Annotated in this window: 20 protein-coding genes; 9 read left to right on the forward strand and 11 right to left on the reverse strand. The window is 43.4% G+C overall.

The genetic code is table 11. The features are described from left to right. Nucleotides 1-28: 28 nt before the first annotated feature. Nucleotides 29-3,886 carry an exodeoxyribonuclease V subunit beta gene (gene recB / locus ACXAFM_RS01180; protein ID WP_474832894.1) on the reverse strand — a complete coding sequence of 1,286 codons (3,858 nt, stop codon included), beginning with the start codon at nucleotides 3,884-3,886 and terminating at the stop codon, nucleotides 29-31. Next, a complete protein-coding gene (recC, locus tag ACXAFM_RS01185; protein WP_474832897.1) occupies nucleotides 3,883-7,509 on the reverse strand; it encodes an exodeoxyribonuclease V subunit gamma in 3,627 nt (1,208 codons plus the stop codon). Before recC ends, recB begins: the two co-directional genes overlap by 4 nt. A gap of 638 nt (nucleotides 7,510-8,147) precedes the next feature. Here recC and ACXAFM_RS01190 point away from each other — a divergent pair. Further along, on the forward strand, nucleotides 8,148-8,801 hold the full coding sequence (locus ACXAFM_RS01190) for a dUTP diphosphatase (RefSeq protein WP_179983719.1): 654 nt from the start codon (nucleotides 8,148-8,150) through the stop codon (nucleotides 8,799-8,801). A 217-nt stretch (nucleotides 8,802-9,018) separates the two neighbouring features. Here the strand turns inward: ACXAFM_RS01190 and ACXAFM_RS01195 are convergent, their stop codons facing one another. The 7 genes from ACXAFM_RS01195 to ACXAFM_RS01225 all read right to left on the reverse strand — a co-directional run bounded on the left by ACXAFM_RS01195 (nucleotide 9,019) and on the right by ACXAFM_RS01225 (nucleotide 18,720). Beyond that, on the reverse strand, nucleotides 9,019-10,698 hold the full coding sequence (locus ACXAFM_RS01195; protein ID WP_474826174.1) for an AMP-binding protein: 1,680 nt from the start codon (nucleotides 10,696-10,698) through the stop codon (nucleotides 9,019-9,021). Between the two features lie 217 nt (nucleotides 10,699-10,915). Further along, a complete protein-coding gene (locus ACXAFM_RS01200) occupies nucleotides 10,916-15,088 on the reverse strand; it encodes an EAL domain-containing protein (protein ID WP_474826176.1) in 4,173 nt (1,390 codons plus the stop codon). Nucleotides 15,089-15,321: 233 nt separating this feature from the next. After that, nucleotides 15,322-16,719, reverse strand: coding sequence for a ribonuclease J (locus tag ACXAFM_RS01205; protein WP_474826178.1), 1,398 nt, complete (start codon nucleotides 16,717-16,719; stop codon nucleotides 15,322-15,324). Nucleotides 16,720-16,784: 65 nt separating this feature from the next. Further along, nucleotides 16,785-17,018 (reverse strand): DUF2789 domain-containing protein, encoded by a 234-nt coding sequence (locus ACXAFM_RS01210; RefSeq protein WP_014949810.1) that lies wholly within the window; start codon nucleotides 17,016-17,018, stop codon nucleotides 16,785-16,787. Between the two features lie 166 nt (nucleotides 17,019-17,184). Then, nucleotides 17,185-17,535, reverse strand: a complete 351-nt coding sequence (locus ACXAFM_RS01215; RefSeq protein WP_334060580.1) for a DUF2750 domain-containing protein — start codon at nucleotides 17,533-17,535, stop codon at nucleotides 17,185-17,187. A gap of 73 nt (nucleotides 17,536-17,608) precedes the next feature. Then, nucleotides 17,609-18,439 carry a LysR family transcriptional regulator gene (locus tag ACXAFM_RS01220; protein WP_474826181.1) on the reverse strand — a complete coding sequence of 277 codons (831 nt, stop codon included), beginning with the start codon at nucleotides 18,437-18,439 and terminating at the stop codon, nucleotides 17,609-17,611. 113 nt (nucleotides 18,440-18,552) lie between these two features. Continuing rightward, a complete protein-coding gene (locus ACXAFM_RS01225; protein WP_334060578.1) occupies nucleotides 18,553-18,720 on the reverse strand; it encodes a hypothetical protein in 168 nt (55 codons plus the stop codon). Between the two features lie 397 nt (nucleotides 18,721-19,117). Here ACXAFM_RS01225 and ACXAFM_RS01230 point away from each other — a divergent pair, with 397 nt between their 5' ends. Both ACXAFM_RS01230 and ACXAFM_RS01235 read left to right on the forward strand, forming a co-directional pair. Continuing rightward, a complete protein-coding gene (locus ACXAFM_RS01230; RefSeq protein WP_474826183.1) occupies nucleotides 19,118-19,474 on the forward strand; it encodes a MaoP family protein in 357 nt (118 codons plus the stop codon). 191 nt (nucleotides 19,475-19,665) lie between these two features. Further along, a complete protein-coding gene (locus ACXAFM_RS01235; RefSeq protein ID WP_474826185.1) occupies nucleotides 19,666-20,406 on the forward strand; it encodes a PRC-barrel domain-containing protein in 741 nt (246 codons plus the stop codon). An 87-nt stretch (nucleotides 20,407-20,493) separates the two neighbouring features. Here ACXAFM_RS01235 and ACXAFM_RS01240 read toward each other — a convergent pair whose 3' ends face one another. Beyond that, nucleotides 20,494-20,805, reverse strand: coding sequence for an ArsR/SmtB family transcription factor (locus ACXAFM_RS01240; protein WP_474826187.1), 312 nt, complete (start codon nucleotides 20,803-20,805; stop codon nucleotides 20,494-20,496). 190 nt (nucleotides 20,806-20,995) lie between these two features. Between ACXAFM_RS01240 and ACXAFM_RS01245 the strand changes: the two genes are divergently transcribed. Then, nucleotides 20,996-21,346 carry a rhodanese-like domain-containing protein gene (locus ACXAFM_RS01245; RefSeq protein WP_474826189.1) on the forward strand — a complete coding sequence of 117 codons (351 nt, stop codon included), beginning with the start codon at nucleotides 20,996-20,998 and terminating at the stop codon, nucleotides 21,344-21,346. Between the two features lie 54 nt (nucleotides 21,347-21,400). Further along, nucleotides 21,401-22,324, forward strand: coding sequence for a LysR family transcriptional regulator (locus tag ACXAFM_RS01250; RefSeq protein ID WP_474826191.1), 924 nt, complete (start codon nucleotides 21,401-21,403; stop codon nucleotides 22,322-22,324). 8 nt (nucleotides 22,325-22,332) lie between these two features. On the opposite strand, the gene ACXAFM_RS01255 is transcribed toward ACXAFM_RS01250, so the two are convergent. Further along, nucleotides 22,333-23,031, reverse strand: a complete 699-nt coding sequence (locus ACXAFM_RS01255; RefSeq protein WP_474832899.1) for an exopolysaccharide biosynthesis protein — start codon at nucleotides 23,029-23,031, stop codon at nucleotides 22,333-22,335. A 381-nt stretch (nucleotides 23,032-23,412) separates the two neighbouring features. On the opposite strand from ACXAFM_RS01255, the gene ACXAFM_RS01260 reads away from it, so the two are divergent. Genes ACXAFM_RS01260 through ACXAFM_RS01275 form a run of 4 tightly spaced genes read left to right on the forward strand, consistent with a single transcriptional unit; the run spans nucleotide 23,413 to nucleotide 26,948 of the window. Next, nucleotides 23,413-24,744: a sigma-54-dependent transcriptional regulator gene (locus tag ACXAFM_RS01260; protein ID WP_474826195.1), complete on the forward strand. Its 1,332-nt coding sequence runs from the start codon at nucleotides 23,413-23,415 to the stop codon at nucleotides 24,742-24,744. 15 nt (nucleotides 24,745-24,759) lie between these two features. Further along, nucleotides 24,760-24,999 (forward strand): hypothetical protein, encoded by a 240-nt coding sequence (locus ACXAFM_RS01265; protein WP_474826197.1) that lies wholly within the window; start codon nucleotides 24,760-24,762, stop codon nucleotides 24,997-24,999. Further along, entirely contained in the window at nucleotides 24,989-26,506 is a 1,518-nt protein-coding gene (locus ACXAFM_RS01270) for a sensor histidine kinase (RefSeq protein ID WP_474826199.1), read from the forward strand. The genes ACXAFM_RS01265 and ACXAFM_RS01270 overlap by 11 nt, the downstream gene beginning before the upstream one ends. Continuing rightward, a complete protein-coding gene (locus ACXAFM_RS01275) occupies nucleotides 26,496-26,948 on the forward strand; it encodes a response regulator (RefSeq protein ID WP_039216546.1) in 453 nt (150 codons plus the stop codon). Before ACXAFM_RS01270 ends, ACXAFM_RS01275 begins: the two co-directional genes overlap by 11 nt. Nucleotides 26,949-26,952 lie beyond the last annotated feature (4 nt).

The raw sequence follows: 26,952 nt of genomic DNA on the forward strand, positions 1-26,952 counted from the left end.
TTTCCTAACTATATTGTCCTTGATGCCACTATTCGTCATCGAAACTAAATTGCTGCTGTTCTGCGGGCTGTTGAGTAGTGCCCGCACTTTTCAAATTGTCGCTTTGCTGACTATTGGCACCGCTTTCAAATATCGAATCTATTTGCGTGAGCAACGACGAAGAAATATCGGTATAGAATACCCCTTCACCCCGTTCATTCTCTGGGTGCATGCCGCGTAAGTATAGGTAATACACACCGCCGAAATGAATTTCAGGGTCGTATTCAGGCAGGGTATTTTTTAAATAGCGATGTAACGCCAAGCAGTAAATTAAGTATTGAAGATCGTAAAGGTGGCGCTGATTATTGTGAAACAGCGCAGCGGGCAAATAGCTATCTAAAGTATCTCCCAGCCAGGTTGATTTATAATCCGCCACAAAAAACTGACCATCATATTCAAAAATCAAGTCGATGAAACCGTGCATCATTCCCTGTAATTTCGTTGTAATTAGCTGAGGCGCTGCTTCAGCCTTACCGCCAATGGCGTCAGCTACCAAATGGCGGTGGCGAGCAAGAACATCACGAAGCTGAGCCCATTGCGTATCGTTCATGGGAAAGTAGAACTCTGCTTCGCGCAGGGTTTGCGCTAACGGTAAGTCACTCATGCTCAGTTGCATTTTAGGATACAAAGGCGTCTGTAACGTTTCTTTCAGCCACTCGTAAAGTAGTAGCGTACGCTTTTCATCTAGGCCAAAACGCTTAACAAGCTCTTTGCCAGTTTCTTCCCATTCGGGTGCACTAAAATCACTGTTCTCAAGAATATCGTGAAGCAAGTTACCTGCGCTTGCACCTTTTTCCAACGTAAAACGCAAGTCACTTTTACTGATTGTAGTTATAGTGCTTAAAGAAGGATCTGCATTACTTGAGCCCAACAGCTCTTCTCCCCCTACAAGTGAATCCGTCGCGTACACCTCTTCGTCACGAATGGTTTGAAGTACGGGCACACTTGGAAGTACTTGACCTGAAGCTTCTACTAGTGTTGTGTTTACGCTCGTACTCACCGTAGTTAAACGGCTCAGCGCTGAAAATGAATACAGCCGCCATTCTTCACTCGCTGTGCCGGTAAATTGCAACGCGCTAAGCTGTGGCAGCTCGTCTTCTTGCTCAAAGCCTGAATACACTTCTTCGAACTCGTCGCCGTCGATGTGACTCGCATGTGACGCATCTTCTGCGGCGACCCTGCTTAACACACTTGGCCAATCGTTGTCGCCGCTGTCCCCACTTACGCCTAATGCTCGTGCCAAAGCGCTTTTTTCATTGTTGGCAAGCGGTACAACCCCCATGTAGCAGCGGTGCGCTGCACGGGTTACTGCCACATAGGCCAAGCGCATATCTTCCGCTTCGCTTTCACGTTGAACCCGAGCTATCGCTTGTGGCGTTTGCCCCAACTGCATCTGCAAGTCTTGCTTCTCTTCGTCGTAATAGGTAAAGATTTGCGATGTCGCCTTTCCATTTTTTGACGCGTCTTTATAGCCCGTGGCATAGGGTACAAAAACTATTGGATACTCAAGGCCTTTTGAGCCATGCTGAGTAATAAGACGGATAAGCTGACTATCACTCTCAAGGCGAAGCGTTAGCTCTTCGTCGCTTTCTGGCTTGTGGATTTGCTTATTCAACCAATCGAGTAGTTGCTCAGGGCGCTGATGTGTAGTGCTGGCTTTTTCCAGTACTTCCGCTAAATGCTGATAGTTAGTTAACGCCCGTTCCACACTGTCGGCATGGGGCTGATAGCTGTCTTGCATTAAGTGCAGCAGTACGCTCATACAGCCTTTTTGAAGCCACATCTCGCGCAGGGACAGTACTTTATCAATAGCAGCATCCCACTGGGCATCATCTTCGTGATAAAGCAGTTCGATAAGGGTATTTGCGCTATAGCCCCAAAGCGGAGACGCTAAACTAGACGCTACTTTACTGGTGTCATTTGCATGCCAAATGCCATTAAGCAGCCTAAGCACGTCTTTCGCCTCAGCACTGGCAAATAGATTACTGCGATCGCTTAAATAAACACAGGCCAGCCCTTTTTGCTGTAATACATTTTTGATGGCGCCTGCTTCGGTTCTGTCTTTGACCAGAATGGCGATATCTTGAGGTTTTACTGGCGTAGTTTGACCGTCCGCCGCTTTAAAATGCGCTTCATTCAACAAGCGATAAATTTCTTGCGCAATCCACTGCGCCATTTTACGCCGCATAATGTTAGTGTTTTCTTTCTCCTCTAAACACATGCTCACGTAATTCATTGCACTGCGTTTCGGTACACTATGCTCTTCAGCAGGGTCTACCAAGGGCGTCTTAGCCGCAGCTGCTTTAGGGGTAAATTCAACAGGGTTGTAGTTAATGCCAAAGCCAAATACATCAGTGGGCGCGCCTGATGCCACCGGCGCACCGTAGAATAGTCGATTGTAGGCCCTCACCATACCTTCCACTGAACGCCAGTTGGTGTTCATCACCCAGCGGTAATCCGCCTGCCTACCTGCTTTTAAATAGGTAAAAATGTCGCCTCCCCGAAAGCGATAAATAGCCTGTTTCGGGTCGCCTATCATTAGCAGCGCACTTTCATCAGCTTCAGCTAAATTAGGATATACCGAATCTAGAATAGCGTATTGCTTAGCATCGGTGTCCTGAAACTCATCGATTAGCGCGACGGGAAACTTCTTGCGAAGCTCTGGCACAAGGGTATTGTTTGGCTTTATAACCTCATCAGCTAACATGCGAATAAGGTCATCAAAGTCGATAACACCCAGCTGCTTTTTCTGCTTTTCAACTCGCTCTTTAATAAAGGCAATAGCTTCGATAACCAACTTGAAAACAGGTACTTTACCGAGTGCTTTATCTTTCTCGACAAAGGCTTTTTTAAGCGCGCCAGCAAATTCCTTAATTGGCGTTAAAATTTCCTTTACGCCTGAAGAATTCCGAGCATATCGATTCCCCTTAACAAAAGCCTCTGCTTCTGGCGGTGCGGGGTAATACTGCTGCTCACTTGCGCAAGAACTTAACCACGCTTTAAGCGCAGCCAATTCTTGGGGCCTTTCTTTTTTATGCGCCGGCGTTTTAATAAGTTGCTCAACGATTAACCCTTCATTTTCTTCCACGCTTTGCAGTAAAGATTTCACATAGGCCAAAGACGTGTTTGGCGCGTCATTCAGCTGCTTCTTAAAAGCCGCTTCAATGTCATCCTCAGTCAGCATTAATGGGGTCAGAGTACTTTTAATACTTACGTTGAATTCACGCAGCAAGTTTTCAGGTGTGTGCCAGCCAGACTCCGCCAACAGCCTGAAATCGTCCTCGCTTTTACTTATTTTTCGAATGAAATCTTCGGCAGCTTGAAGATATAAGTCACTAGTATCGCTACCTAAGTTGAGCGACATAGCAAAGCCACTGTTGAACGCCAGCTGAGTAATAACGTGCTGACAAAAACCGTGGATAGTGAACACCGACGCCTCATCGAGCTCCAGCTGCGCTGCTTTTAATAGGGCTAAACTCTCGTCTGGATCGCAGCTGTTAAACAAGCTCTGATAAACCGGGTCGCAGCTAGCGTCTATCTCGTTGCCGTTATCTTTGGCTTGCTGCCAAATAAGCAATGCCTCTCTTAGCGTGGCTGCAATCCGACCCTTAATCTCTTCGGTAGCGGCTTTGGTGAAGGTCATCACCAATATTTCTTTAACGCTAAGCTTTTTTTCTAACAGCAAGCGTAGGTACAAACGCGTAATGTTAAAGGTTTTACCTGTCCCTGCGCTTGCTTCGATCAGGTGTCGCCCTTTTAGCGGCATAGCCACCACGTCAAGTAATTGCGCCTCGGCATGGGGTCGCTCGTTATTGTGACTTTCAGAGGATACAGAATTCTGACTCATAACTTCTCCTCCTGAGACGCATTATTGACCATGGAAAAAAGTACGAAGGCACACAAGTGCGGGACATCGTTCCAGCTTACACCTTGCGGGAATAGCCAGTTGAGGTAAGGATTGCTTGCCATATCCGCACTGTACTGCCCGTTACTTTGCTGCCAATCGGTTAGCGCACGCTGTAATTCAATGGTGTCAAAAAGTGCGGCAGATTGACCAAGGATCTGTTTCGCTTTTTCGTTTCTGTCATTTACTATTTCGCTAGTAGTGTCGCTATCTTTCTCAGCAAACGGGCAGACTTCGTCAATTACCTGTTGAATTTGCTCAAGAATGGCTTTGTCTGTTTCACTTGTAATATCGGTACTACGCAGCAGTGCATGCAGAATATCGTCAAACATATCCGGTTTTATGCTTTCAACTACGGGCTTAGTCTCTGAGTTTCTTGTGCCGGGCATAAAGGTGCCAAACAAGCTTAAATGCACTGGCGTTGGCGCCGTATAAACAGCCATGTAAAGCTGTTCTATAAACAAGAGTAACCGCACCGCAGTTTCTCGGCCATAAGAAGGGAAACGCTGCTTTTTCAATACCGTTTCGCCCTTTTCCCATGAACACGAATAGATATCCAATGGATAGTTGCTGTATTTTGTTGCTTCATCGCTGCATGAAAATATCAATTGAGAGATAAAAAAGCTCAGCGCGCGGTGGGAATCTATTTTACCGGCACAAAGCTCAACTAACGCGTCACTACCAACGAGGGCAGATGTGGTAAAGGTGATGTATTTACCCTGGAACTGCGCCTTTAAAGGTTCAGCATCGTGAGGCCCCATAGCCTGACTTAATGCTAACGCCCCCCCTTTCCACATTTCAACTTCATCTCTGGCGACGGGGTTATTAGGAATGTCGCCCCTAAGTGACGCAAAAGTGATCACCTGTTCACCGTATGACATTGAGTCGTGCTCTTGTGACAACTTTCGTTCAGGCGATGAGAAGATGGCATCAAGCACCTGATAGCGCAGTAATGCATTGGTTTCAAATGGTTCGCTGTTTTCCAGCAGCGTAAATGACTGTGATAAATTTACACCTAGCCTTTGTATAGAAAAGTGCTCAAGAGGGTCTTTAAAGGCCCTTGCAATTTGGCTATTTGATAGTCGAAGTACCTGTGTTGAAAGCGTATTGGATGACTCTTCAGGCATCGCTAAATGATTAGAGTCTTTGTTATCAACACTTGTCTTATCAGACTGTGACTTTGTATGCAGTAGTGCATCGGCCAGTCTAAGCCAACCGGTTTCGTAGCTTGGCAGTTGTCCAGTAAAACCCTCTTCACTAAAGGGGTGAAGCGGCGCATGTACTCGGTATCTAGACAAGGCCAGTGCATAGCTATTTTCCAGCATGTCCATAAACTCAGCCAGTACCAGACTAGGCTGGCGCTCACTGTTATTGGTAACATCGTTGCCTTGGTAGCTTAAGTACAGACTCTCCCGCGTTGAAATAATGGCTTCAAGGAATAAATATCTGTCTTCTAAACGCCTTGAACGATCACCAACCCTACGGTTCGCACCTGCCATTAAGTCTAGGCCTAACGGGCTTGATTTTCTTGGGAACTCACTGTCGTTTAGGCCAAGAATACACACTTTTTTAAACGGTATACTTCGCATTGGCAACATTGAACATACAGTGACCTGACCGGTCATGAAGTGGTTACCTGCGTCTGGTGATGAGAATCGATTCAGTAAAAGGTCGCGGACTTGGCGCAAGGATAATTCATGCTGGTAATCTGCTTCTTCGCATCGTGCTGCAAGATCGGCTGCAACGTTAGCAATAAGATCCCAGCTTTGCTGCTGCTCTTTTATAGGCATAAAGCACGCATCGCGAAGGTCGATTAACGCTTTAGACCACTGCTCAGGTGTTCTTGGAGCGGTTAACTCTTGTGCGAATTCTCCAAGCATCGCCACAATATCAATAAGCTTACCCAGGGTTAGCGCACTTTGCCCTTCAACGTCCGGAATAGTAAGTAGGTCACTCACAACCACTTCGGCGTCTTGCGCCAACATGCCCATTAGCAGCCTACGAATGCCCCACCACCAGCTGTATGTTTCATCTAGTTTTACTCCCTCTGATACGGCGGTTTTGTGTGCGCTATTAAGTCCCCAATGGATATGGGCTTGTTTTAGCCACACCACCATTTGTTCTATGTCGTCTTGGGACACTGAAAATCGTTTTTGTACAGAATCCAGCTGCAGGTAATCCATAATATCCGATACGCCAAAGCGGCTATCAGGTAGCTGCAAAAGCGCCATAAACGCCGCGATAAGCGGCTCTGCGTCCATAGGGCTTCTATCGGCAATGGTACAGGGAAGTCTAACTTGCCCGGTGCCAGCTAAGGTTTTAGTACCAACCCTGTGAAATACGGCATCCACAAATGGCGCATAGTTTTCAATCGCCGGGCACATCACAAGAATATCTGACGGGGTACGCGTTTTATCTTGGGATAACCAATGGAGCAGGTGGTCGTGCAACACTTGCACCTCGCGAAGCGCGGAATGGGTGCACATGATGGTAACGCTATCATCATTTTGTTTTAGTTCGCTACTGAATGACTCAGGTTGAGCGGCTTGTAAAATATCGTTGTGGATATAATCCAGCAGACCGCGAGTAGGCACTGTATCACCGTTTTCGACTACTTCGTCAAAATCGGGCGAATCAAAAGCGCTTATTTCAAACGTGTCCAATTCGGTAAGAAGATTAAATAGCTCTCTGCCCTGCTTACCTAAGTTGCCAAGTAATGGATTGGACTGGTCTTCTTCCATCCATTTTTTAAGCCCTTCCAGGCGTAATAGCTTGGCTTGTTCGCTACTACTTTTCGCTTCCCCCCAATAATTTACGCTGGGGTTTAGGTGGAATATATGAATATCAATATGCTGTGCGAGGGCGTCAAAAAATGCTATTAGTTGCGGTGCCATGGTGTTAATGGCAAAAACAATAACGCGCTTGGGTAAATGACTGACGGGATCATTTGGTATGTCACCTGCCTCTAACGCGTCTAACGCTTCTATAGTCATTTGATGCAAACGGGCAGGATGCAACGGCTCCTCTTTGGCAAGAATACGCCAAATTTCGCTTTGCCATAATTCCATATCATCGAATACAGCCCGTTCATTAGCTTCCCATTTAAACAACCAGTCGGGGCGATATAAGAGGTACTGTTCGTACACGTCAGCTAACGCAGTAGCAAGCTGAAGACGCTGCAGGCCCTGCTCTTGCTCACTACCGGCATTTTTCCAATATCTATTTACTTGCTCAAAAGCCTCACTGTTCATCAGTGAGTCATCTTGAAGGATATTGTCAATGCGCCAAGTTAGTACTTCGCGACGATAAGGGGATTGCTTGGGTACTTTATCCTGGCCTAATACAGCGCGTGCCGTATTCCACATAAAGCGTACAGGCAGCGGGTAGTCAATATTCATCGCCACGCCATGTTCAGTGGCTAATTGCATACTAACCCAATGCTGCATACCTGGGCTTTCAACCAGAATGGTTTCTGGCGTAAATACCCCTAAGGGTTGCTGACGTAAAAGCGTGGTAAGAAGAAAACTCAAGTGTTCTAATTTATTAGAGGGATATAACGCAAGCAATCGAAAAATCCTTTGTAAAACGTGCCATTAGGTTCTGTACAAAGACTATGCACGCATCGTCGAACTTATGAATTAAGTGTATCGCATTAGGCCAAGTAGTTAAGTTATTTCTCATTAAAATAGATAGGAAAATGCCTTATGAAGATAAAAATAAAGACTAAGACATTGATATAAACAACCGTATCCAATCAACTCGATGACAAGTAATAGGAGAAAGCTAGGCATGGGATGTACAAGAAGAGTAAGGGTATCGTTTTTTAGACAAAAAAAACCCATACAGACCTCAGGACACGAAAAATCTGTATGGGTAAGGTTTACGGGCTACTCAGTAACAACGTGAATAAGCGTTGCCTGGCACTCATTCACGTTAGCGCTACTGGGCAGCACTGTTAACGCTTTAGGTTTTGCAGGTAGAATGCCAACTTTTTAATGCTTATAATTCAGATGCTTAAAGAAATTTTAAAAATATGACTAATCAGCCATGGTTATACTCTGGTGCAAGTGCACCACAAGCAAGCACTTAGTAAAGAAGATGCTTCACTGTTATTGGCTAAAATTTAGCAGTTTCTCCTTCATCGTCATTCAAGTACAATTTCGCCTTTAAAAAATGCATTACACATTCACGGTCAGGAGCAACAATGTTAACCGCCCAACAACTCGCCACCATGCTTTCTCTTCAAGATAAAATGAACGCCAAGGTAAACCCAGACTGGCTAAATGCAGGATATGGATACTTGCGTGCAGCTATGGTTGAGTCTGTTGAAGCCATTGAGCATCACGGCTGGAAATGGTGGAAAGCACAGAAAAAAGACTTGCCTCAGCTTCAAATGGAGCTCGTGGACATTTGGCATTTTGCGTTGAGTGCCTGCATTATTGAATATAAAGGTGATATCAGTGAGTCTGCCAAAAGTATTGCGGCTGAGCTGGCAAGTGGCAACACTCAAGTGACCTTCGATGGTAAAGACTACGACGCATCTAATCAGTCTCTTCTTGATAATTTAGAATTAATGACAGGCCTATGCGCCGCTAAGCGTTTTAGCGTTCCACTATTTATGTTTATCGTTAGCCAATGCGAAATGTCGGCTGACGAGTTGTATCGGCAATATGTTGGCAAAAATGTTCTTAATTTCTTCCGTCAAGATAACGGTTACAAAGAAGGAACATACGTTAAAGTATGGGAAGGCCGCGAAGACAATGAGCACTTAGTTGAAGTCATGGACGCACTTGATTTGACTAAGCCCGAGTTTAGCGATTTGGTGTACGAAGGTTTACGCGCACGCTACCCTTCTTAAACTTCCCTAAGGCCCGATAAAGCTTCATTCTAATAGCGTATTTAGCTTATATTTTGAGGTTGGGTGCGCATAGTAGACAGTGCTGTGTGAAGATTTGAGGGGCGAAACGAATAACCTGTTCAACGCCTAGCTGTTTTCATAAGGCTACTACAAAAAAGCTCTGTCCAAGGACAGAGCTTTTTTAATCTAGTCAGAAAAATATAGCTAAACAGGCGATTTATGCGTCAACCCACACCAGTTTGTCGCTGTAGCTACCTTGGATAATGTCAACGAAGCGGTCTTCCAGCACATGACGCTTAACCTTAAGTGTAGGCGTTAACAAATCGTTCTCGATACTCCATTCGTTTTTCATTACTACCACGCGGTCCATTACCTGGTGGCTTTCTAATTTAGCGTTGATAGCTTCAAAGGTTTTCTTAAGGCTAGCTTCAATGCTGGCTTTATCTTTCTTCTGCGCTTCCTCGCTCAACACCAAAAGCGCCACAGGTTGAGGTAAGTTCGTACCCGTTACACACACCTGTTCAACAACAGGGTTTTCCATAAATTTAGCTTCAATGGGTGCAGGCGTTACGTATTTACCCTTCGCCGTTTTAAAGATGTCCTTCAAACGACCAGTAATTTTTACGTAGCCATCGCTATCTATGACGCCTTTGTCACCTGTACGCAAGTAGCCATCTTCGGTGAAAACTTCAGCGGTTTTATCGGGCTCTAGATAATATTCCAGCATGTTGCATGGCGACTTAACCTGAATTTCGCCTTCCTCTGATGTGCGAATATCAACACCGTCATAAGGCTTACCGATACAACCAATTTTGTCGTGCCTGAAAGGTACACTACCAGTACCGTAGGCACTGTTTTCAGTCATCCCCCACCCTTCAGAAATATAGATACCGATTTTCGCAAACCACTCAATAACAGCTGGCGCCAATGGTGCAGAACCGCTCGCCCATAAGCGCGCATTATTAATGCCCAAGCCATTTCGGATTTTCTTGGCAACGATTTTGTTTAGGAAGGGTATTTTAAGTAGAGTATCTAGTTTTTTCTGTGGCATTTTCGCTAATACGCCCATTTGGAACTTCGTCCATAGACGAGGCACAGAAATAAACAGCGTAGGCTGGCAATGACCTACATCTCGTTGGAAGGTCGCTAAGTCTTCCACAAAATGAATTTTTCCACCGCTATAGTAGCTTGAAAGTTCAACAAGCACGCGCTCTGTAATATGAGCAAGGGGCAAGTAGCTCATAGTGCGATCGTTTTCGTTAATACCTAACTGGTCGAGTGAGCGACGCGCTGCCCAACAAGCCGTATTGTAACTGTGCACCACCCCTTTAGGCTGCCCCGTACTTCCAGACGTGTAGATAATTGTCATCATGTCGTCCATATCAGGCACAGGTAAATCAGAAATTGGCGCTATATCCATGAACTCTTTCCACTGCTGTTTGGTAGCAATGTTTGGATAAGGGAAGGCAACAGTAAGATACTCTGAAGGAATTGAAGCTACCTGTTCGGCAGTATTATCAAGCTTTCCTACAAACAGCAACTGAACATCAGCGTGTTTCAACACATACTGAACCGTATCAGGGCCGGCTGTAGAGAAAATAGGCACCGATACGTGACCTGCCATCATTATGCCTAGGTCGACAATAAACCACTCTGCGCAGTTTTTGGAAAAGATACCAATACGGCTGCCCTGTGGGAAATCTAGTTCACGCAAACGTGCCGCCACCTTTCGGGCTTGCTCCGCAACTTGTTTCCAAGTGTAGTCGTGATATTCACCGTTAATTGGCTGCGTAAGAAATACGTCGTTGCCACGGTTTTTTTCCCAGTGGTACAACATACTTAATGGCGATGTAATTACTTCCGTGGTATTTGCGTTTACTGTCATGTCTAGCGGCATAAGTCACTCATATGTTGTTATAATGTAGCTCATTTTTACAATGATTTCACAGACTTCTAATAAGCCTTATTTTTTATTGAAAAACAAGCTTTTTAAACAAGCGTTTACATTATTTGCGATGAATAACAACAATTTGAGCGCTAAATTTAGTTTTTTTATACATGCGGCTTTTCACTCTTTATGGTTGATTATCGTTAAAAGCCGTAACTAGACACGGTCACTCAGCCCAATTTTTAAACAGAATGGGAACTATTTCATTTGCCGAGCATGGCTTTGCGTAAAAATACCCTTGATGGAAATAGCAGGCCTTTTCGATAAGCTCGTCAACCTGTGCCTGTGTTTCAACGCCTTCTGCAACACAATTCATCTTTAAGTTAGTAGCGAGCGCTATGGTAGTGGTTACTAGGGCTTCGTTTGCATTGCCCGGTGCCATTTCATTAACGAAGCTTTTATCAATTTTTAGTACCGATAACGGGTAGCGTTTTAAATAGCTTAGCGATGAATATCCCGTTCCGAAGTCATCTAACGCTAAAACGAAGCCTTCTTTGACGAACCGCTCAATTTGTCTTAGCGCATTATCACTATCATCCATCAGTACACCTTCAGTGATCTCAAACCTAAAGGCCTCTTTTGGTAAACCAAACTCGCTCAACAGGCTTAATACCCCTCTTAAGTCAAACTCAGTTTTAAAGTGAAGGGCTGATAGGTTTATTGACACATAACCGTCAAAGCCTTTTTCATACCACAAAGACAAATCTTCAGCCGCGCGGCGCATGGCTTGCCTTGTCACTTCAATGATGTATTTAAGCTCTTCTAAAACTGGAATAAACTGATCTGGGAACAGCGGTTCGTCGTCTAACCTCCCCCTAAGCAGCAACTCTACTCCAACCGTTTTATTAGTTCTTGCATCTACGATCGGCTGGTAATGATTGAAGAAACAGTCATCTGAATATGCGCGCTTTACCTTGTTTTCTATCTGCAGCCGCGTTTTTGCGCGCTCATTCATATCACTTGTAAAGTAAGTGAATCCACTCAACGCATCTTTTTTAGCGCTGTACATAGCAACATCAGCTTGCTTAATAAGCTCGGCAGGTTCAGACGCATCTTCAGGGTAAAATGCAACGCCAATACTGCAAGAAACACGAAGCACCTCATCAGCCAATGAAATAGGAGTTTCTACCGATTCAATTATTTGTGCTACAAATGAGCTTAAATCATCGTCGGCCCCTACCTCTTCAATGACAATTACAAATTCATCGCCACCAAGACGTGCAACGGTTCCCGACTCTGCCACTAGGTTTCGCATTCTATTAGCGACGATACGCAGAAGTTTGTCGCCATAATCGTGACCTAGAGAATCATTGATGCCTTTGAATCTGTCTAGATCTACAAACATCACCGCCACGCGATGAGCGTGATGACGAGCGAGCCCTATGGCGTGCTCAAGTCGGTCTAGCAATAGTGTTCTGTTTACTAAGCCAGTCAAACTATCGTATGTGGCGATTTTAAGCAGCTTACGCTCTGCATTTTTTTGCTCGGTAATGTCGGATATTACAATCAGGTAGTGTTCAGGGTCATTAGTTTCCCCACTTACCGCTGTGATATCTATCAAAACGTCGTAACGCTTACCGTCAGCACCATCAATGGCAGTCTCGTCTTTCCAAAAGTCACCGCCTTGCATTTCAGGCAACTTGCCTGAAAGATGCCGGTTGAGGTTGGGATAACGCAGGTAAAGGCGAGCCAACTGTTTAGGCAGTGGCTCTCTGTTGTTAAATCCAAATACTTGCTCAAAGGCAGGATTAGCGGCAACCAACTGCTTATCTTTATCAAAAATTAATACCCAGTCTCGGGTTTGTCTAAACGCATCGCTAAATAAAGTAACCTGTTGCTGTGCCTTCTGAAGCCTAAATAGCTGACGCTGTCTAGACAGTAAATAAGCCACTAAAAGACCGGCAACAAGAGTGGCATATATAGAGTACGCGAGAGGTGAACGAAGCGGAGCATGAGGCATAGATAGCGTGATTTCCGCTGGCAGCACACTAAAGTCGAAGCTACCTGGCGTAGGTGCCACGGTGAAAACATAATCGCCTGGCTCAATATTGGTAAAGGTTATCTTCGCATCGTCGGTAACGCCTTCAGTAACCACGCGATCACCATTAAGAAGCTTATAGTAATATTTTACTCTGCCTGTTCCAGACATAGTGAGCGAAGAAAAGTGGATCGTTAATCCATAGTCTTCATAGTTTAAATTAAAGTGATGGCCGCTTAAGTTTTTGAGGGGTTGGCTAAGCACACGATTGTCTACCGCCACTTCTGTGATCGCCGTCTTTTTGCTGAGCAAACTTCTGTCTGTATCCAAGCTTTCAATCTGTGAGGCCGAAAATACAACGGCACCGCTTGTTGAACCATAAGCTAGCCGTCCATCATTAAGCTTCAGTGAAGCCCCCTGATTAAATTCAGAAACACTTAACTCTCGACCGTATATGAAATTTTTAATTTGTGCCGTGGAGGGATCGTATCTGTGAAGACCTTTATGGGAGCTAAACCAAATGTTCCCAAACTCATCTTTTTGAAGCCCATACACTATGTTTGATAACAAAATATTGGTGTCGTTTAAATTGTATAGCGGTTCGAACGTGTCGACATCGACGCCAATTAGACCGACTCCACTATAGGCAAGCCAAAGTACGCCCATGTCGTCAACAACCCATGATGATATTGAGCGCTCGTTTCCGCGCTGTGCCTCTGGAAAACGATAAACCAGTTCATGTTGCGACGTTGCGGGATCGACTAACCACAATCCCCCCTTGGTAGCCAAGAACAACCTATTATTGTGATATGTAGACTGGCCGATAAAGCCGTAAGAGAAATTGATGTCGAAGACTCGTGGGTCTAACTCTAGTGGAGTAACGGTTTTTTTATCAACGTCATACTTAAAAAAGCCCTCATATCCAATAAAGTATAAAATGCCTTCATTAGATAAGATCATGCCGGGGATATAGGTGTCGAAGACAGTGTTATCTCCCCTATTTGTTACTTCAGGACGAGATATCTCTTCTGTTTTCGGGTCGAATAGTCGTATACCTTCGTAAGTACTGACTAACAACTTTCCGTCCTGCAACGGAATTATTTTATCTACCGTCCCCTTACCATATACTTTGTCGTCGAAATAAAGAAACTTTTCAGATGTGTTTGTTGTGAAGTTGTAGTGGTTGAGTCCATTTTCAGTACCTATCCAAATTTTATTGGGTTCTGTTTCCGCGAAAGTCCACACCACATGACTGGTCAGTGCGCTCTTTACTGCCGCTCGTTCGTTCTGAATAGCAAAAATGTCAGCACTTTTGACTCCAAAGTATAGCGCGCCTGCATAGACCGAGCTCATCCACAAATTATCAGCCTCGTCTTTCGCTATTGCTGTAATTTTTTTATTAGAGATTTCTGTAAAGCCGTTATTGGGCTCTAAAATATGTTCATTCTTCCAGCCGCTCGATGTTTCAACCAGTTGATACAGGCCTTTATTAGTGCCCATCCAGAACGAATTGTCTTTGTGCTGAACCATAGTCCACACATTTCTGTCAGTGACAACTTGCTCAAACACACCTTCTTTAACCCCGTTTACTTGCGCTAAAAAATCTTCTTTTTGTGCGACGAATACCCCAAGTACCGTTGAAATCCATACTCTGTTCTGCTCATCCAACAGCAGAAATTTTGCATTAATATTGTCAATATTTTGTGGTATGTCGCCTAAGTAATTTAAGCTAACCAGCGGCTGCTCTGTGTCCTGTATATTTTTTACATAAACGCCTTTGGATGTCGCTACCAGCAAGGTATCGTCAATAGTAATAGCAGCACGAATAATATGATTATTCTCTAAAAGCTCTGAAGGTAGCTTAGCGATGCTAGTTAGTTTGTTTTTTTCAGTATCAAATAGCTGCACTTCTTCGTTGAGCGCAAGGACCAATTCATTTGGGGTGTACCAATGAAATGTCTCGGCATGTTGAACATGCTCTTCAAATTCGTGATAACTCGTAGGCTCTATTTGAACGACTTTTTGCGTGGAAAAATCAAGATAATAGTTGCCTTGACCATAAATGCTAAACCAAAGCGCTTTAGAACCTTGCAGCGCTAATCTGTATACTGACGAATCAAGCAGGGTATTAGTCGAATCCTTTATTCGTTTAGTTCTTACGCCGTCCCAGCGAACTAAACCACCGTCGGTGGCAATCCAGACGAACCCATCGTCACTTATCACAATGTCGTTTACGACATCCTGAGGAAGACCGTTTTTTGTCGAAAGCGATTGGAAAACTGGGTTGGTAAGTCGTGGAGAAGCCTCTGCATTATTACAAACAGTAAAAGCCAAAAGCATCAGGTAGGATAAAAACTTCATCGAAAGTTGTTCGCATAATTTAAATTTTTATTATGTAATTTAGTGTACCAGAATGTTCGAAACATGGGCAGTTTCAAAAGAAGGTTTTTACACTTCCTTAAGATACAGGTATCGCATTGATATTAATAAACTAATTACACTAGCGACAAGAATTTTAATAACGCAAAAAGTAAGGATTGAAAGGATTAAAGAATGCCAATACTTTTTCTTTCTACCCTACATTTTAGAAAAGTTTAGTCTTGTTGAACTGGCACCCGCCCCACTGGAACAACTTGACGGCGAATGCTGGGTTGCGGAGATAACCGATACAAATCGCCATTTTGTCCTACGTAGTGTTTCTTTACCCCGCACGCCTTAGCAATATCTGCATGTGCCTGTAAATGCTGATGCTCACCATGCACTGGTATAGCAATTTTAGGTTTTACCCAGTTATACATGAGTTTTAACTCTTCTGCGCAAGGATGACCACTGGCATGTATAGGTAAGGCACTGTCCTCACTATGAATCACCGCTACGCCTTTCGCCGATAACGCTTTACTTAGACGCCCAACACTCTCTTCGTTGCCTGGAATAACGATGGATGAAAATATAACAGTATCACCTTTGTCCAAACTTAAGTGTGGATGATTGTCCCGAGCCAGCCGGGCTAACGCTGTATTTTTCTCGCCTTGACTTCCGGTAGCCACCGCTAAAACTTCGTGTGGGGGTAAATAACCCAGGTGCTGAGGATCGGTTATCGATAAATCATCGGGCCAAATTCCTTGTTGCTTTGCAATGCCGTACATGTTTAACAAGGAACGTCCGTATAGCGCCATGTATCGCTTCGTTTTTTTAGCAACTCTAGCCAATGAAACAAGCCTTGCAATATTACTGCCGAAGCACCCCACAATCACCCTACCTTTAAGCGGGGAAATAGTACTGAGTAAACCGTCATAACAGTTTCTTTCCGAAATCGAAAATCCAGGCTTAGGAGCATTAGTAGAATCACCGACTAACGCAAGAATGTTTTCATTACCCAGCTGCTTGTAGAGGTTTACATCAAAAGGCGAACCCGTAATGGGATTGGCGTCAATTTTCCAGTCAGCAGTGTGTAAAACAGTACCTGCGAGAGTTGCAATTTTAAGGGCAAAGGGCTCAGGCAAGGAGTGAGTAATAGCCAACCAGCTCACGCTGAAAGAGCCAATGTGCCGAGTGTCGCCAGCATCGACTTCAACAATGGGGATACGATTCGCAAGCTTGCTCCGAGCTAGCTTGCGTCGTAGGACTTCGGCAGTAAATGATGTAGTATAAATGGGCGCTTGAAATCGCTCCCAAAGGTAAGGAATAGCCCCAACATGATCCTCATGAGCGTGAGTGATCACAATCCCCGCTAACGCATCTTTTTGCTTAGCGATAAAAGACGGATCGGGCGCCACTACCCGGTGCGTGGTGCCCTTTTTCAAAGCACTTCCTCCTTCTACTTCGCCATCACCACCACTTTTGTACCTCGGAACGAGGGGCTCATCGAATGACACTCCACAATCCACCATCAACCATTGACCATTGTGTCCGTATAAATTCAAATTCATACCAATTTCGCCTGTTCCGCCTAGGGGGACAAACCACAAGTCATCAATGTTTGGGGACAACAAGGTGTTTACTGCCTTCTTAAAAAGTTATATTCAATCAACGAAAACTGAAGATAAACGCTGAAAAGTTATTCGTGTAATTCTGCGTTAAGCTGGTCGATAACTTCAGCCCACGCAGCATCTTCAACAATAGCATCTTTTAAAAATGCGGACTGACTCTCATTCCAATAAGGGGCTTCATGTAAATGCTGGCTTTTATTCAGCCCTCGATGTGTTTCAAAAAATTCAGCGATTTCTTCGTCAGAACTTCCTAGGCCGAGTTGACTAAATAAGCTGTTCATTGTTGGCTGTTCAGTAAACATAACGCCTCCTTGAGTTTTAGGGTAATGAGAGGGATACATATAAACCTTCTACGTATCTAGTAGATAAGTACTTGAACTTACTATATCTACTTACTGAATAGTTACCCTGCTATATATGCTTAAGATCACCCAGCACCCTCAAAACAAAAGTCCGCCTGATAGCTGATTAAAGATACTCAGCAAAGTCTTGTGGTGAAATTACCTCACCTTCTTCAGCTGGGACAGGACAAACAATAACCATAAGCTCGTCTTGCGTCATACCGGGAACCCACTTAGCTAAAAACTCTTCAGTTGTAAGTTCCATTGCTTCACAGTGTGCCCAATCTTCTGTAGCCCACAAGAGCGCGAGCTCAGCGTCAGGCCAAACTGGTACTCCATCTTCTTCATCGGTGGTTAGCATTACGCATCCATGTTCGTCTTTGAGGATAAACAATTTCTGATCGGCTTTAATCGTCGCCAGACTTGCTTCTAAGCGTTGAAAGGCATTTTTTTCTAATAAAGGGTGTATTTGAGACATTAGGGCTCTCTTTTCAATTCTGTCAATTAGTTGCCATATATGACGGCACTCATGCAAAGACCATTGTTTGCATTTAACTTACTGTAGACACACTGTCTATTATCTGTGAAAGGCCAACGCGTCGTATTTGCTTCATACTATGTATGTATAATTTCAATGGTACGTTTTCAAGGGTTCTTATTTTAGTTACGTTAACGTTGGCCGGTATTTGCTTTTCGATATTGGTGGGCAACACGGCTACTCCCCCTTCACTGAGTAAGTTATTCAAGGCAAGACTCAGCGAGTTTGTCCTTAACTTTGCATCTCGTAGCTGGGGATAAACAGTGAGAAGCCAGTCTCTTGCCTTGGCACCCCAATCAATTGCCACGAAATCAGCTGCATTAACAACATCAGAAATCTCACCTACACGATATAGTGCGAGTTCATGTTCCATTAATACCTCGCTATTCACCTCTTCAGACTTTAGCGGCTCAGTTGAAAAAGCAAGGTCTGTCACCCTCTCGTGTAGTTGACGTGACAGCGAGTCGAGCGTCAAGACTTCTGCCTTTACAGACCAATCTGGGAATGAGTTGTGAAGGTGACTTAGCATTGTGGGCAGCTGAAGTTCGCTGGCAAGCTGTGTTGCTCCACAAACCACATACTCAGATGACTGAATCTGCAATTCTTGCTTTGCTTCGTTGAGCGTGGCGCATAATTGCTTGGCGTAGGGTAGCAGATTCTCGCCCGACTGGGTGAGCTGGATACTGTTTCGCTGTCTTATAAATAGCGTGGTATGGAAATACTCCTCAAGGAGTTTTATTCTCGCGCTAACGGCAGATTGAGTAAGATAAAGGTTTTCAGCGGCTTTGCCGAAATGGCGGGTTTTCGCCACCTCTATAAAGGTGGTAAGAAAGCGTATATCCATGCTAGATGTATAACCGAATTAATGTGGGTCTAAACTGACACAGATGATACGGCAAGTAAATACAAATGCACAGAGCACACCGTTTAAAACGGTGCGCTTAACTAAAAATCCAATTAATACTCTTCTTGATGCAAACGTCGCTGCTTTTCGCGTCGTTGCAAGTCTCGCTTCTGTTTTACCTTCACGGCACTTTGACGTTTAGAGTTTGGTTTTTTAGCGTGAAGATCTTCCTCTTCTACCGAGTCCCATTCATCACGCTGGTAACGATAGTCTTTACTCATCGACTTCTCAGGGTTATTAACAACCCCTCAATTATTATCCCAAGCGGCGAAATAGAAAACGAATTTTAATCATCGTAGCGACAAGAATTTTTGATGGCATTTTCACTGTAGTTTCACAGACGTATTTGGCAAGCATGTGTGTCATTTTTGTGACAATGCGCCTTCAGAGGAAAGTAGATAAGGATTTCAAAAATACGCATATATTTCAAAAATTTATGAATCATCAAAGATGTGTTTCACCTTGTTCAACTAAGCGCAGATTAAATAAAAATTTCCTCACGTTCCATTTTTTAACTCCGTTGAAAATTTTTTATTGATAAGAAAAAAATCTTTTGTTTTATCTTTGCTTTTATTTAACTTAAAAGTGCGCTGAACAAAACATTACGTTGGGTACAACATGAAAAGTTTAGCTATTCGACTATCTGCAAAACCGTTTATTGACCGTCAAAAGTTTCCCTATGGATTTCGTAAATCAGGCGACTTCAGTATTACTGAAGCCGACATTTTAACTAACTACGGCAAGACTTTATTAGGCCTTGAAAGTGGTGATCTCTCGCCACAAAGCGAAGACGAGCAACACTTCGTGAAGTTCATTAGTGGCAAAGTCGATGCAGAAAACAATCTTGAAAAAGCGTGGGCAAAGTATGTCAAGTTAGCGAGAGGAAAAAAGCATTTCTATACCCTCCACAGCAGTGCTAGCAACCAATCAGATTACGACGATGATTACTCTGATGAAGAATTTGATGTAGCCTAATTTTTATATGAACGTTAAAAGCTCGCTCTGGCGAGCTTTTTTGTTTTTGCAGATAAATGATCTCAATCAACATTAAGCAAGAAGAAAATGAAGAAAGGTTAAGGACTGTCTACACTTAGAGTAATAAAGAGTGACGTTAACCAATGATAACTGTTGCTCTGTACAAAGAGCCCTAGCAAAGGAGGCGCGCGATGAACATCAGTTCAAAACAGCTTACCCACTTTTCCATTCATGCCGTAGATGACAAAGTCGGAGGGGTACGCGATATTCTTTTTGACGATGAGACGTTTACAGTACGTTATTTGGTTGCAGATACAAATACGTGGCTTCCGCTTAGCAGAAAAGTGGTAATCTCTCCCATCGCCGTGACAGAACTTGTTTACGACGATGACACTGTCCATGTAAGTATGACCGTTGAAAAGTTAAAGAACAGCCCATCAATCGACGAGCATAAACCTGTCTCTCGTGAGTACGAGGAGAATCTCTTTAAATATTTCGGCTACGGCTACTACTGGATTGGCCCTGGAGCATGGGGAGAGTTTGCACACCCTAATGAGCTTGTTGAGTTGCAGCACGCGGAAGAGTCTGAAACACTTCACCCCAAAAAAACCAGTAATCATTTAAGGGCTGTTGGAGAAGTGGGAGGCTATGAAGTTGCTACTACCACCGATAACGTTGGGCACATTAGCAACTTTATAATAGACACCCAAAGTTGGAAAATTGTAATGCTGGTTGTCGATACCAATAACTGGCTTCCCGGTGGCAAACATCTAGCGTTGTTGCCAAATGATATTAAAAATATCGATTGGGCTGCGCACAGTGTTGAAGTGAAACTCAGTCGTGACGAGTTAGTTAATAGACCAGAGGTTGATAGCGATAGAATTTCAGAAGACGATTACATTGATATGTTGTGCAAACAGCTTGATAGATAAGCTTAGATGAAACGCTAAAGACGCGCTAAATCATACAATGTCCGTCATTCCGCGGACATTGTAGTTTAAACTGCCAACACGAATAGGCTATTCGCAGAAAAATTCGTACATCAGCGCTATAAGGCGTTTTACGCGTTCATCAACAATGCGATAGTAAATTGTTTGGCCTTCCCTTCTAGTCGCTACCATTTTTGATTCTCGCAGCAATGCAAGATGCTGAGAAATCACAGGCTGAGAAACATCGATTATTTCTAGTAGTTCGGTAACCGACTTTTCCTCTTTCAGTAATGAACAAAGCACCATAAGACGTGTTTTATTCGCAAATTGCTTGAGGAAGATCTCAGCTTCCGCTGCATGTTCCATAATGTCATCTGAACCTATTACCATATCTTCAGACATAAGCACTCCCTATCTATAAAGTTTTCTGACAACAATTTAGCTGTTTATTATACTAAAGTATAAACTATTCTGCCGACTTGCCATTATATGCGATGAATTTCGGCCGTATTTGTTGTTTTATTGTTTTTTGATCAATACATTAGATTTACCTTATTTCTTACACAAAAACGCCGTTACTAATGGAAGTGCCATGCTAATAGATATTAAAACTCGAATTGAAAATATTGATTTCGACATTCGTTGCGTAACTGCTGAACAAGCCCTTGATGAGTTATCTTGCAATAATGGAGCTCTCATTGATGTTAGGGAGAGCACAGAAGCAGCAAGCCAACCGGTACCTTCTGCTATCAATATTCCTAGAGGCGTGTTAGAAATGAAAGCGTTAGAGCAATTTAAAGACGCTTCTGTACCACTTTACATACATTGTGCATCTGGTGTTCGTGCGAAATTGGCAGCAGAGCAACTAATACGTATGGGATACGACGAGGTATCAGTTGTAACCTGTCCGGTACCTACCATCACCCAAGCACTCGAAAAATGACTTGTACTATAGGACTATGCTATAACTCTCCCAACATATAAGTAGAGGGCGTGTATGCTTAAATCCACATTAGAACAATGGCGAATGTTTAAAGCCGTGGTTGATGCAGGTGGCTTCAATCAAGCAGCTGCAGAAGTACATAAAAGTCAATCTAGTGTGCATCACGCGGTTCAAAAACTAGAAAGTGCTATCGGTGTAACACTGTTTGAAAATATTGGCCGTAAAGTTAAGCTTTCTCCACAAGGTGAACTTATGTACCGTCGCGCTTCGTTTTTGCTTAACGAAGCCCATAAACTTGAAGCAGTAGCTAGTAGTTTAAAAGTGGGGACCGAAACAACGCTGCGCATAGCTGTGGATATTATTTTTCCTTCTGAATTGCTCTATAACGTGCTTGCTAAAGTCTCTGCTGAGTTTCCCCTATTGCGTATAGAAATAGAAGAGACCGTACTTAGCGGTGCAAATGCATTGTTAACTAGCGGAAAGGTAGACTTGGGCATCTCTCCCTTTGTCATTCCAAACGGGTTTAGTGAAGATTTATGTGAAATTGAGTTCGCCGCTGTTGCTCATGCAGAACATCCCCTACATCAATTAAATAGAACCCTCACCTTAGAAGACCTTAAAAGTCATCGCCAGATTGTCGTGCGCGACTCTTCCGCAGAGCGCAAAGCAGATGTTGGTTGGCTAGGAGCTGAGCAACGCTGGACGGTAAGTCATGTGAGAACATCGTTAGATATCATTGCTCAGGGCTTAGGCTTTGCATGGCTACCTATTGCAATCATAAAAGACGAATTAGAAAATGGGACTTTGGTTCCACTTCCTCTAGATAACAACGCTGCGTTAAGAAAAGCACTTCTTTATCTTTCTTTTAAAGATGGAGATACATTGGGCCCAGCAGCTCGAGCATTTATGGGGGAGCTTAGGTACCAAACAATGAATCTGCCTAACTCGGAATTCATGTTTGATTCCTGTACTGATTAACTTGCGCGTTAGCTAATCGCTGCCGGCAAATGTTGAAAGCCCAGTACGAAGCCAAACAGCGATATTGACACACCTACCAAAGCCACTGCACCGTCGTCTGTGGCCATTCCAACAGACATTATAAATACTGCTAATGCTGGAATTAAACCCATAAAGGGAATAAGCTCTAACGGGACCATTACCAAGCCGCAGCCAACACAATTCAATGCAATTAAAGAGCGAAACACGGGCTGTCTCATAAAAAAGCAACGTGGAACAAGAAATCGATCGACGCGAGCTGCATAGGGTTTTACTTTTTGAACTATATTGCGCAGTTGATCCGCATCACACTGTATATCCATTACTTTTCGAGGCAACCATGGGTGCCTACTACCGAGTAAAATTTGCAATGCAATGAGTAAAATTGTTACACCCGTTAAAGATGGAATTCCAGGAATAGCGCCGACAGGTGTGCAAGCAATAAAAGAAGGGAATGCTAACATGGGACCAAAACCGCGCTTTTCCATAACTTCCCAAAAGTCTTCGAAGTAAAATATATTTTGACTTGACCGCGGCTGCATCTTTGCCAGCAGTTCTGTCAAGGTCATTGATCTTTCGGCTGTTTTTACCCACATATTCAGTTCCTTTGATACAAAACACGTTGTATTCCACTTATTTAAGGGGGCGAGATGCGGACAAGAGGCGCGTAAGTATTCGCCAAATATCATTCATACCCTTGCCTACAGTAAGTTAGTCGCATTGAGATTTGTGCGAAAAATGTGCCAGAGCCTTTCCACGGTGGTACCTATCAATTATTGGGAATACTTTTTGCAACAGCATGTAAATAGGTAACACTCATTGTTAATTTAACAAATCAAAATTTTAGTGCGAATTGCGATAGTGAAATTGTAACAATGAATTCAAATGAATGTGTCTTTACGGTCAACGCGCTTAAATTGTGTGTGGTGTTACCATGAACAGAAAACGCAATATTTGGAAATGTGTGACTACAAATGGATATCCAGTTACTTTTTTCGCTTATTGTGGTAGAACTATAATATTGATTTTATTCCATATTTTCGATGGAACGTAATAGAGAGGGACAATGCGTGCTAACCGTACTTTTAGTTGATGACGACGCCGAGTTTACAGAAGTAGCTTGTACTATTATTGAGTTTTTAGGTCATGACGTCTTGACCGCTGCTACGTTAGCAGAAGCACGAGACTGGCTTGAGAAAGAAACATTCGACCATGTACTGTTAGATTTTATGCTTCCCGATGGAAGCGGTGCTCACCTGTTTAACGAACTTGATGCGCTGCCTAAGCGGCCCCGTGTAACTCTAATTACGGGCCATCCATCGGTAAAAAGCGTTATTAAAGGCTTGTGTGGCCCCACCGTAGACTACCTCGTAAAGCCAATACAACGTGAAGAAATTGAGGCAGTACTAAGTAAGAAAACAAAAGCAAAAGAGCCAGCAGAAGAAAAAATCGAGAAACACTTCGACTTGCTTATTGGCGAGTCACCCGTGATGAAAGAGTTATACAAACTTATTTCAAGAGTCAGCAAAACCAGTGCTAACGTCATGCTATTAGGTGAAAGTGGTGTTGGTAAGGAAGTGGTTGCAGCTGCAATTCACAGAGCCTCAGAAAGTGAAGGCCCTTATATTGCTACAAACTGTGGTGCATTTTCTAAAGAATTGATTGGTAGTGAACTGTTCGGTCATGAAAAAGGTGCCTTCACCGGTGCGGTAGGTCGTAAAGAAGGCGTTTTTGAACAGGCAGAAGGTGGCACCCTTTTCTTAGATGAAATCACAGAAATGCCCATTGACATGCAACCCAACCTTTTGCGCGTACTCGAAAACAAAGTAGTGCTTCGTGTGGGTGGTACGAAATCTATACCTGTAAACTGTCGTGTTGTATCTGCAACAAACAGAACAATGGAAGAAATCGCTCAGAGCAAAGTGTTGCGTGAAGATATTTATTTCAGGCTTGCTGTTTTCCCAATTACCATTCCTCCTTTGCGTGAAAGAAAAGAAGACATTCCTCTTTTAGCAAAAACTTTCATTGCAGAATTTAACAAAGATAACGGTTCTAATTTTAAATGGGAAGATAATCAGCTAGAGACGCTTCAAGCATACGATTGGCCAGGAAACGTTCGTGAGTTAAGACACTTTGTACACCGTGCGGCTATCATGAGTGACCCAGAGAAAAGTGAGATTGAGTTACCTAAAACTATCGAGTCTCCTTTTGCACAGAAGCAGAGTACGACACCTGCCCTTCAAGCTGGAAGAACCATTGAGGATGTAGAAAAAGAGCTTATCTACGCCACTTTAGAAAAAGTAAGCGGCAACAAAACAACCGCAGCAGAAATGTTAGGTATAAGTACTAAAACCCTATACAACCGTCTTCATGCTTACGGCGACCTAAGCAAAGACGAATAGTAAGAGGTATTCAATATGACTAGCGAAGAGTTTTCACGACTGAGTGTTTTTGTACATGATGCTCGGAAACCGTTAAATAGAATATCTATGCAGGCAGAGCTAGTAAAAATGGCACTAAACGGGGACGTTGCTCCTGAAAAAGCACTGGCGGCGTTGGATAAAATAATAAGCAGTGCAAAAGACTGCAGTGAGACCCTATCTGAAATGACATCAGAATTGGGCGAAAATGACCCGGAACATGTAAATGATCTCTAAAGTTCTGTCTTCAATTTACAGCTGGATAATTTTGGTTGTTGTCATCATTGTCGTTATGACTGCAAACTCTTTTTATGTAGTAAGTACTCTTAACGACCTCTCAGCACTTGAGGCGCGACTATTTACAACTAATCGTGTAATCAATGCAGTGAATAGGCTTCATGTAGCGGTGCTCCGAGTGGAGTCCGGTCAGCGAGGCTTCATGCTCACCGATGATGAGGAATATCTCTCAGACTATACTCAGACGCTTGGCGTTATTGGAGAGTTGATGGACGAGGTAGAAGTGAGTTCTTTTTCGTCTGATATCGATGAGCAATCTGTAAGAATTGAGGAATTGCTTAATCTAACCAGGGCAAAAATTAACGAGGTTATCAAAGTCGTTGAACTCATTAAGGAAGGGAAGCAGAAAGAAGCCGTCAACTTAGTTGAAAGTGATAAAGGCATTGATCTTTACAGACGCTTCGAAGAGCTATTTCGCGAAATTGATGAGTCTGAACGCGGCATGCAAGGTACGCATTTAGCAAATTTGATGAGCTTGAGAAGAGACTCAGTAAATACGTTAATCATCTCATCAGCTACTACCCTGTTACTGGTTATTGCTGTTTTTTTACTATTGAAAATAAACTCGCGCGAGCACGAGAAATATCAGGCCGATCTTGAATCTGTCAATGAGGACTTAGAAAATCGCATAGAAGAGCGGACACAAGAGCTTAGTATTTACTCCGATGAATTAGCACGAAGTAATCGAGAGTTGGAAGATTTTGCATTTGTCGCTTCACACGATTTACAAGAACCCCTTCGCAAAATTCGGGCATTCGGAAACCGACTAGAGTCAGGATACAAGGATGTTATTGATGAGAGAGGCAAAGATTATTTAGCGCGGATGCTAAACGCAGCAGAGCGCATGTCGATGCTTATTTCTGACCTTCTTGCTTTTTCTCGTGTATCAACCCGGGGAAAAGACTTTGATGATGTAGACTTAAATAAAGTTATACAAAGCGTATTAAGCGATTTAGAAATCGCAATAGATGAAAAATCAGCGCAGATAGATGTATGCGAAAAGATGCCTATTCTTCGAGGTGATAAAACACAACTCGAGCAGTTGTTTTTAAACTTAATCTCCAATGCGCTTAAATTTCAAACTGAAGGTGTAACGCCGGTTGTCAAAGTCAATTTACAAGAAGCCAGCAAAGAAGATACTCAGGATATACTTATGTCCGAAGAGTATAACTGGATAAAAATTGCAATTACCGACAATGGTATTGGTTTTGACCAGTCATTCGCAGAGAAAATATTCGCTCCGTTCCAACGCCTTCATGGTAGAAGCGAGTATAAAGGTACAGGCATAGGCCTTGCGGTATGTAGAAGAATAGTAGAAAGACATAATGGTCAAATTACTGCTATGAGTGCACCAGGACACGGAGCTACGTTTTCAATAGTAATGCCGGTGGATAGTGAACCGTTTGGTACTAACAACAATAATGGAGAAACACACAATGACGCGTAAACAAACCCAGCCAATAAATATCTTGATGGCCGATGATGATGAGGATGATCGCCTATTAACCGTTGACGCGCTGCAAGAAAGTCGTGTCCTCAACAATCTGTTTTGCGTTGAAGACGGTGTGGAATTGTTAGAGTTTCTTCGTCACGAGGGGAAATATTCTGATCCAGCATCGGCGCCTCGCCCTAGCCTTATATTGCTTGACTTAAACATGCCAAGAAAAGATGGTCGCGAAGCACTCCAGGAACTTAAGAACGACCCAAAACTGCGAAGTATTCCGGTTGTAATCCTAACAACATCCAAAGAAGAGGAAGACATGCTTCGCGGCTACGATCTCGGTTGCGCTTCTTATATTACCAAACCAGTTAACTTTGAAGGACTGGTTGAACTAATGCGTGCTTTAGGCCGTTATTGGATCGAGTTCGTAGAGTTACCACACGAGTAAAAGA

The sequence above is a fragment of the Alteromonas sp. ABD4_190 genome (assembly GCF_056160105.1).

Excerpts from the sequence above, each read along its gene's own strand:
- ACXAFM_RS01265 (WP_474826197.1), top strand. The coding sequence starts at position 24,760 with ATGACTAGCGAAGAGTTTTCACGACTGAGTGTTTTTGTACATGATGCT.
- ACXAFM_RS01255 (WP_474832899.1), bottom strand. The coding sequence starts at position 23,031 with ATGATATTTGGCGAATACTTACGCGCCTCTTGTCCGCATCTCGCCCCC.
- ACXAFM_RS01215 (WP_334060580.1), bottom strand. The coding sequence starts at position 17,535 with ATGTCTCAAATACACCCTTTATTAGAAAAAAATGCCTTTCAACGCTTA.
- ACXAFM_RS01235 (WP_474826185.1), top strand. The coding sequence starts at position 19,666 with ATGAACATCAGTTCAAAACAGCTTACCCACTTTTCCATTCATGCCGTA.
- ACXAFM_RS01275 (WP_039216546.1), top strand. The coding sequence starts at position 26,496 with ATGACGCGTAAACAAACCCAGCCAATAAATATCTTGATGGCCGATGAT.
- ACXAFM_RS01200 (WP_474826176.1), bottom strand. The coding sequence starts at position 15,088 with ATGAAGTTTTTATCCTACCTGATGCTTTTGGCTTTTACTGTTTGTAAT.
- ACXAFM_RS01190 (WP_179983719.1), top strand. The coding sequence starts at position 8,148 with ATGTTAACCGCCCAACAACTCGCCACCATGCTTTCTCTTCAAGATAAA.
- ACXAFM_RS01195 (WP_474826174.1), bottom strand. The coding sequence starts at position 10,698 with ATGCCGCTAGACATGACAGTAAACGCAAATACCACGGAAGTAATTACA.
- ACXAFM_RS01225 (WP_334060578.1), bottom strand. The coding sequence starts at position 18,720 with ATGAGTAAAGACTATCGTTACCAGCGTGATGAATGGGACTCGGTAGAA.
- ACXAFM_RS01220 (WP_474826181.1), bottom strand. The coding sequence starts at position 18,439 with ATGGATATACGCTTTCTTACCACCTTTATAGAGGTGGCGAAAACCCGC.
- ACXAFM_RS01210 (WP_014949810.1), bottom strand. The coding sequence starts at position 17,018 with ATGTTTACTGAACAGCCAACAATGAACAGCTTATTTAGTCAACTCGGC.
- ACXAFM_RS01230 (WP_474826183.1), top strand. The coding sequence starts at position 19,118 with ATGAAAAGTTTAGCTATTCGACTATCTGCAAAACCGTTTATTGACCGT.
- ACXAFM_RS01270 (WP_474826199.1), top strand. The coding sequence starts at position 24,989 with ATGATCTCTAAAGTTCTGTCTTCAATTTACAGCTGGATAATTTTGGTT.
- ACXAFM_RS01240 (WP_474826187.1), bottom strand. The coding sequence starts at position 20,805 with ATGTCTGAAGATATGGTAATAGGTTCAGATGACATTATGGAACATGCA.
- recB (WP_474832894.1), bottom strand. The coding sequence starts at position 3,886 with ATGAGTCAGAATTCTGTATCCTCTGAAAGTCACAATAACGAGCGACCC.
- ACXAFM_RS01245 (WP_474826189.1), top strand. The coding sequence starts at position 20,996 with ATGCTAATAGATATTAAAACTCGAATTGAAAATATTGATTTCGACATT.
- ACXAFM_RS01250 (WP_474826191.1), top strand. The coding sequence starts at position 21,401 with ATGCTTAAATCCACATTAGAACAATGGCGAATGTTTAAAGCCGTGGTT.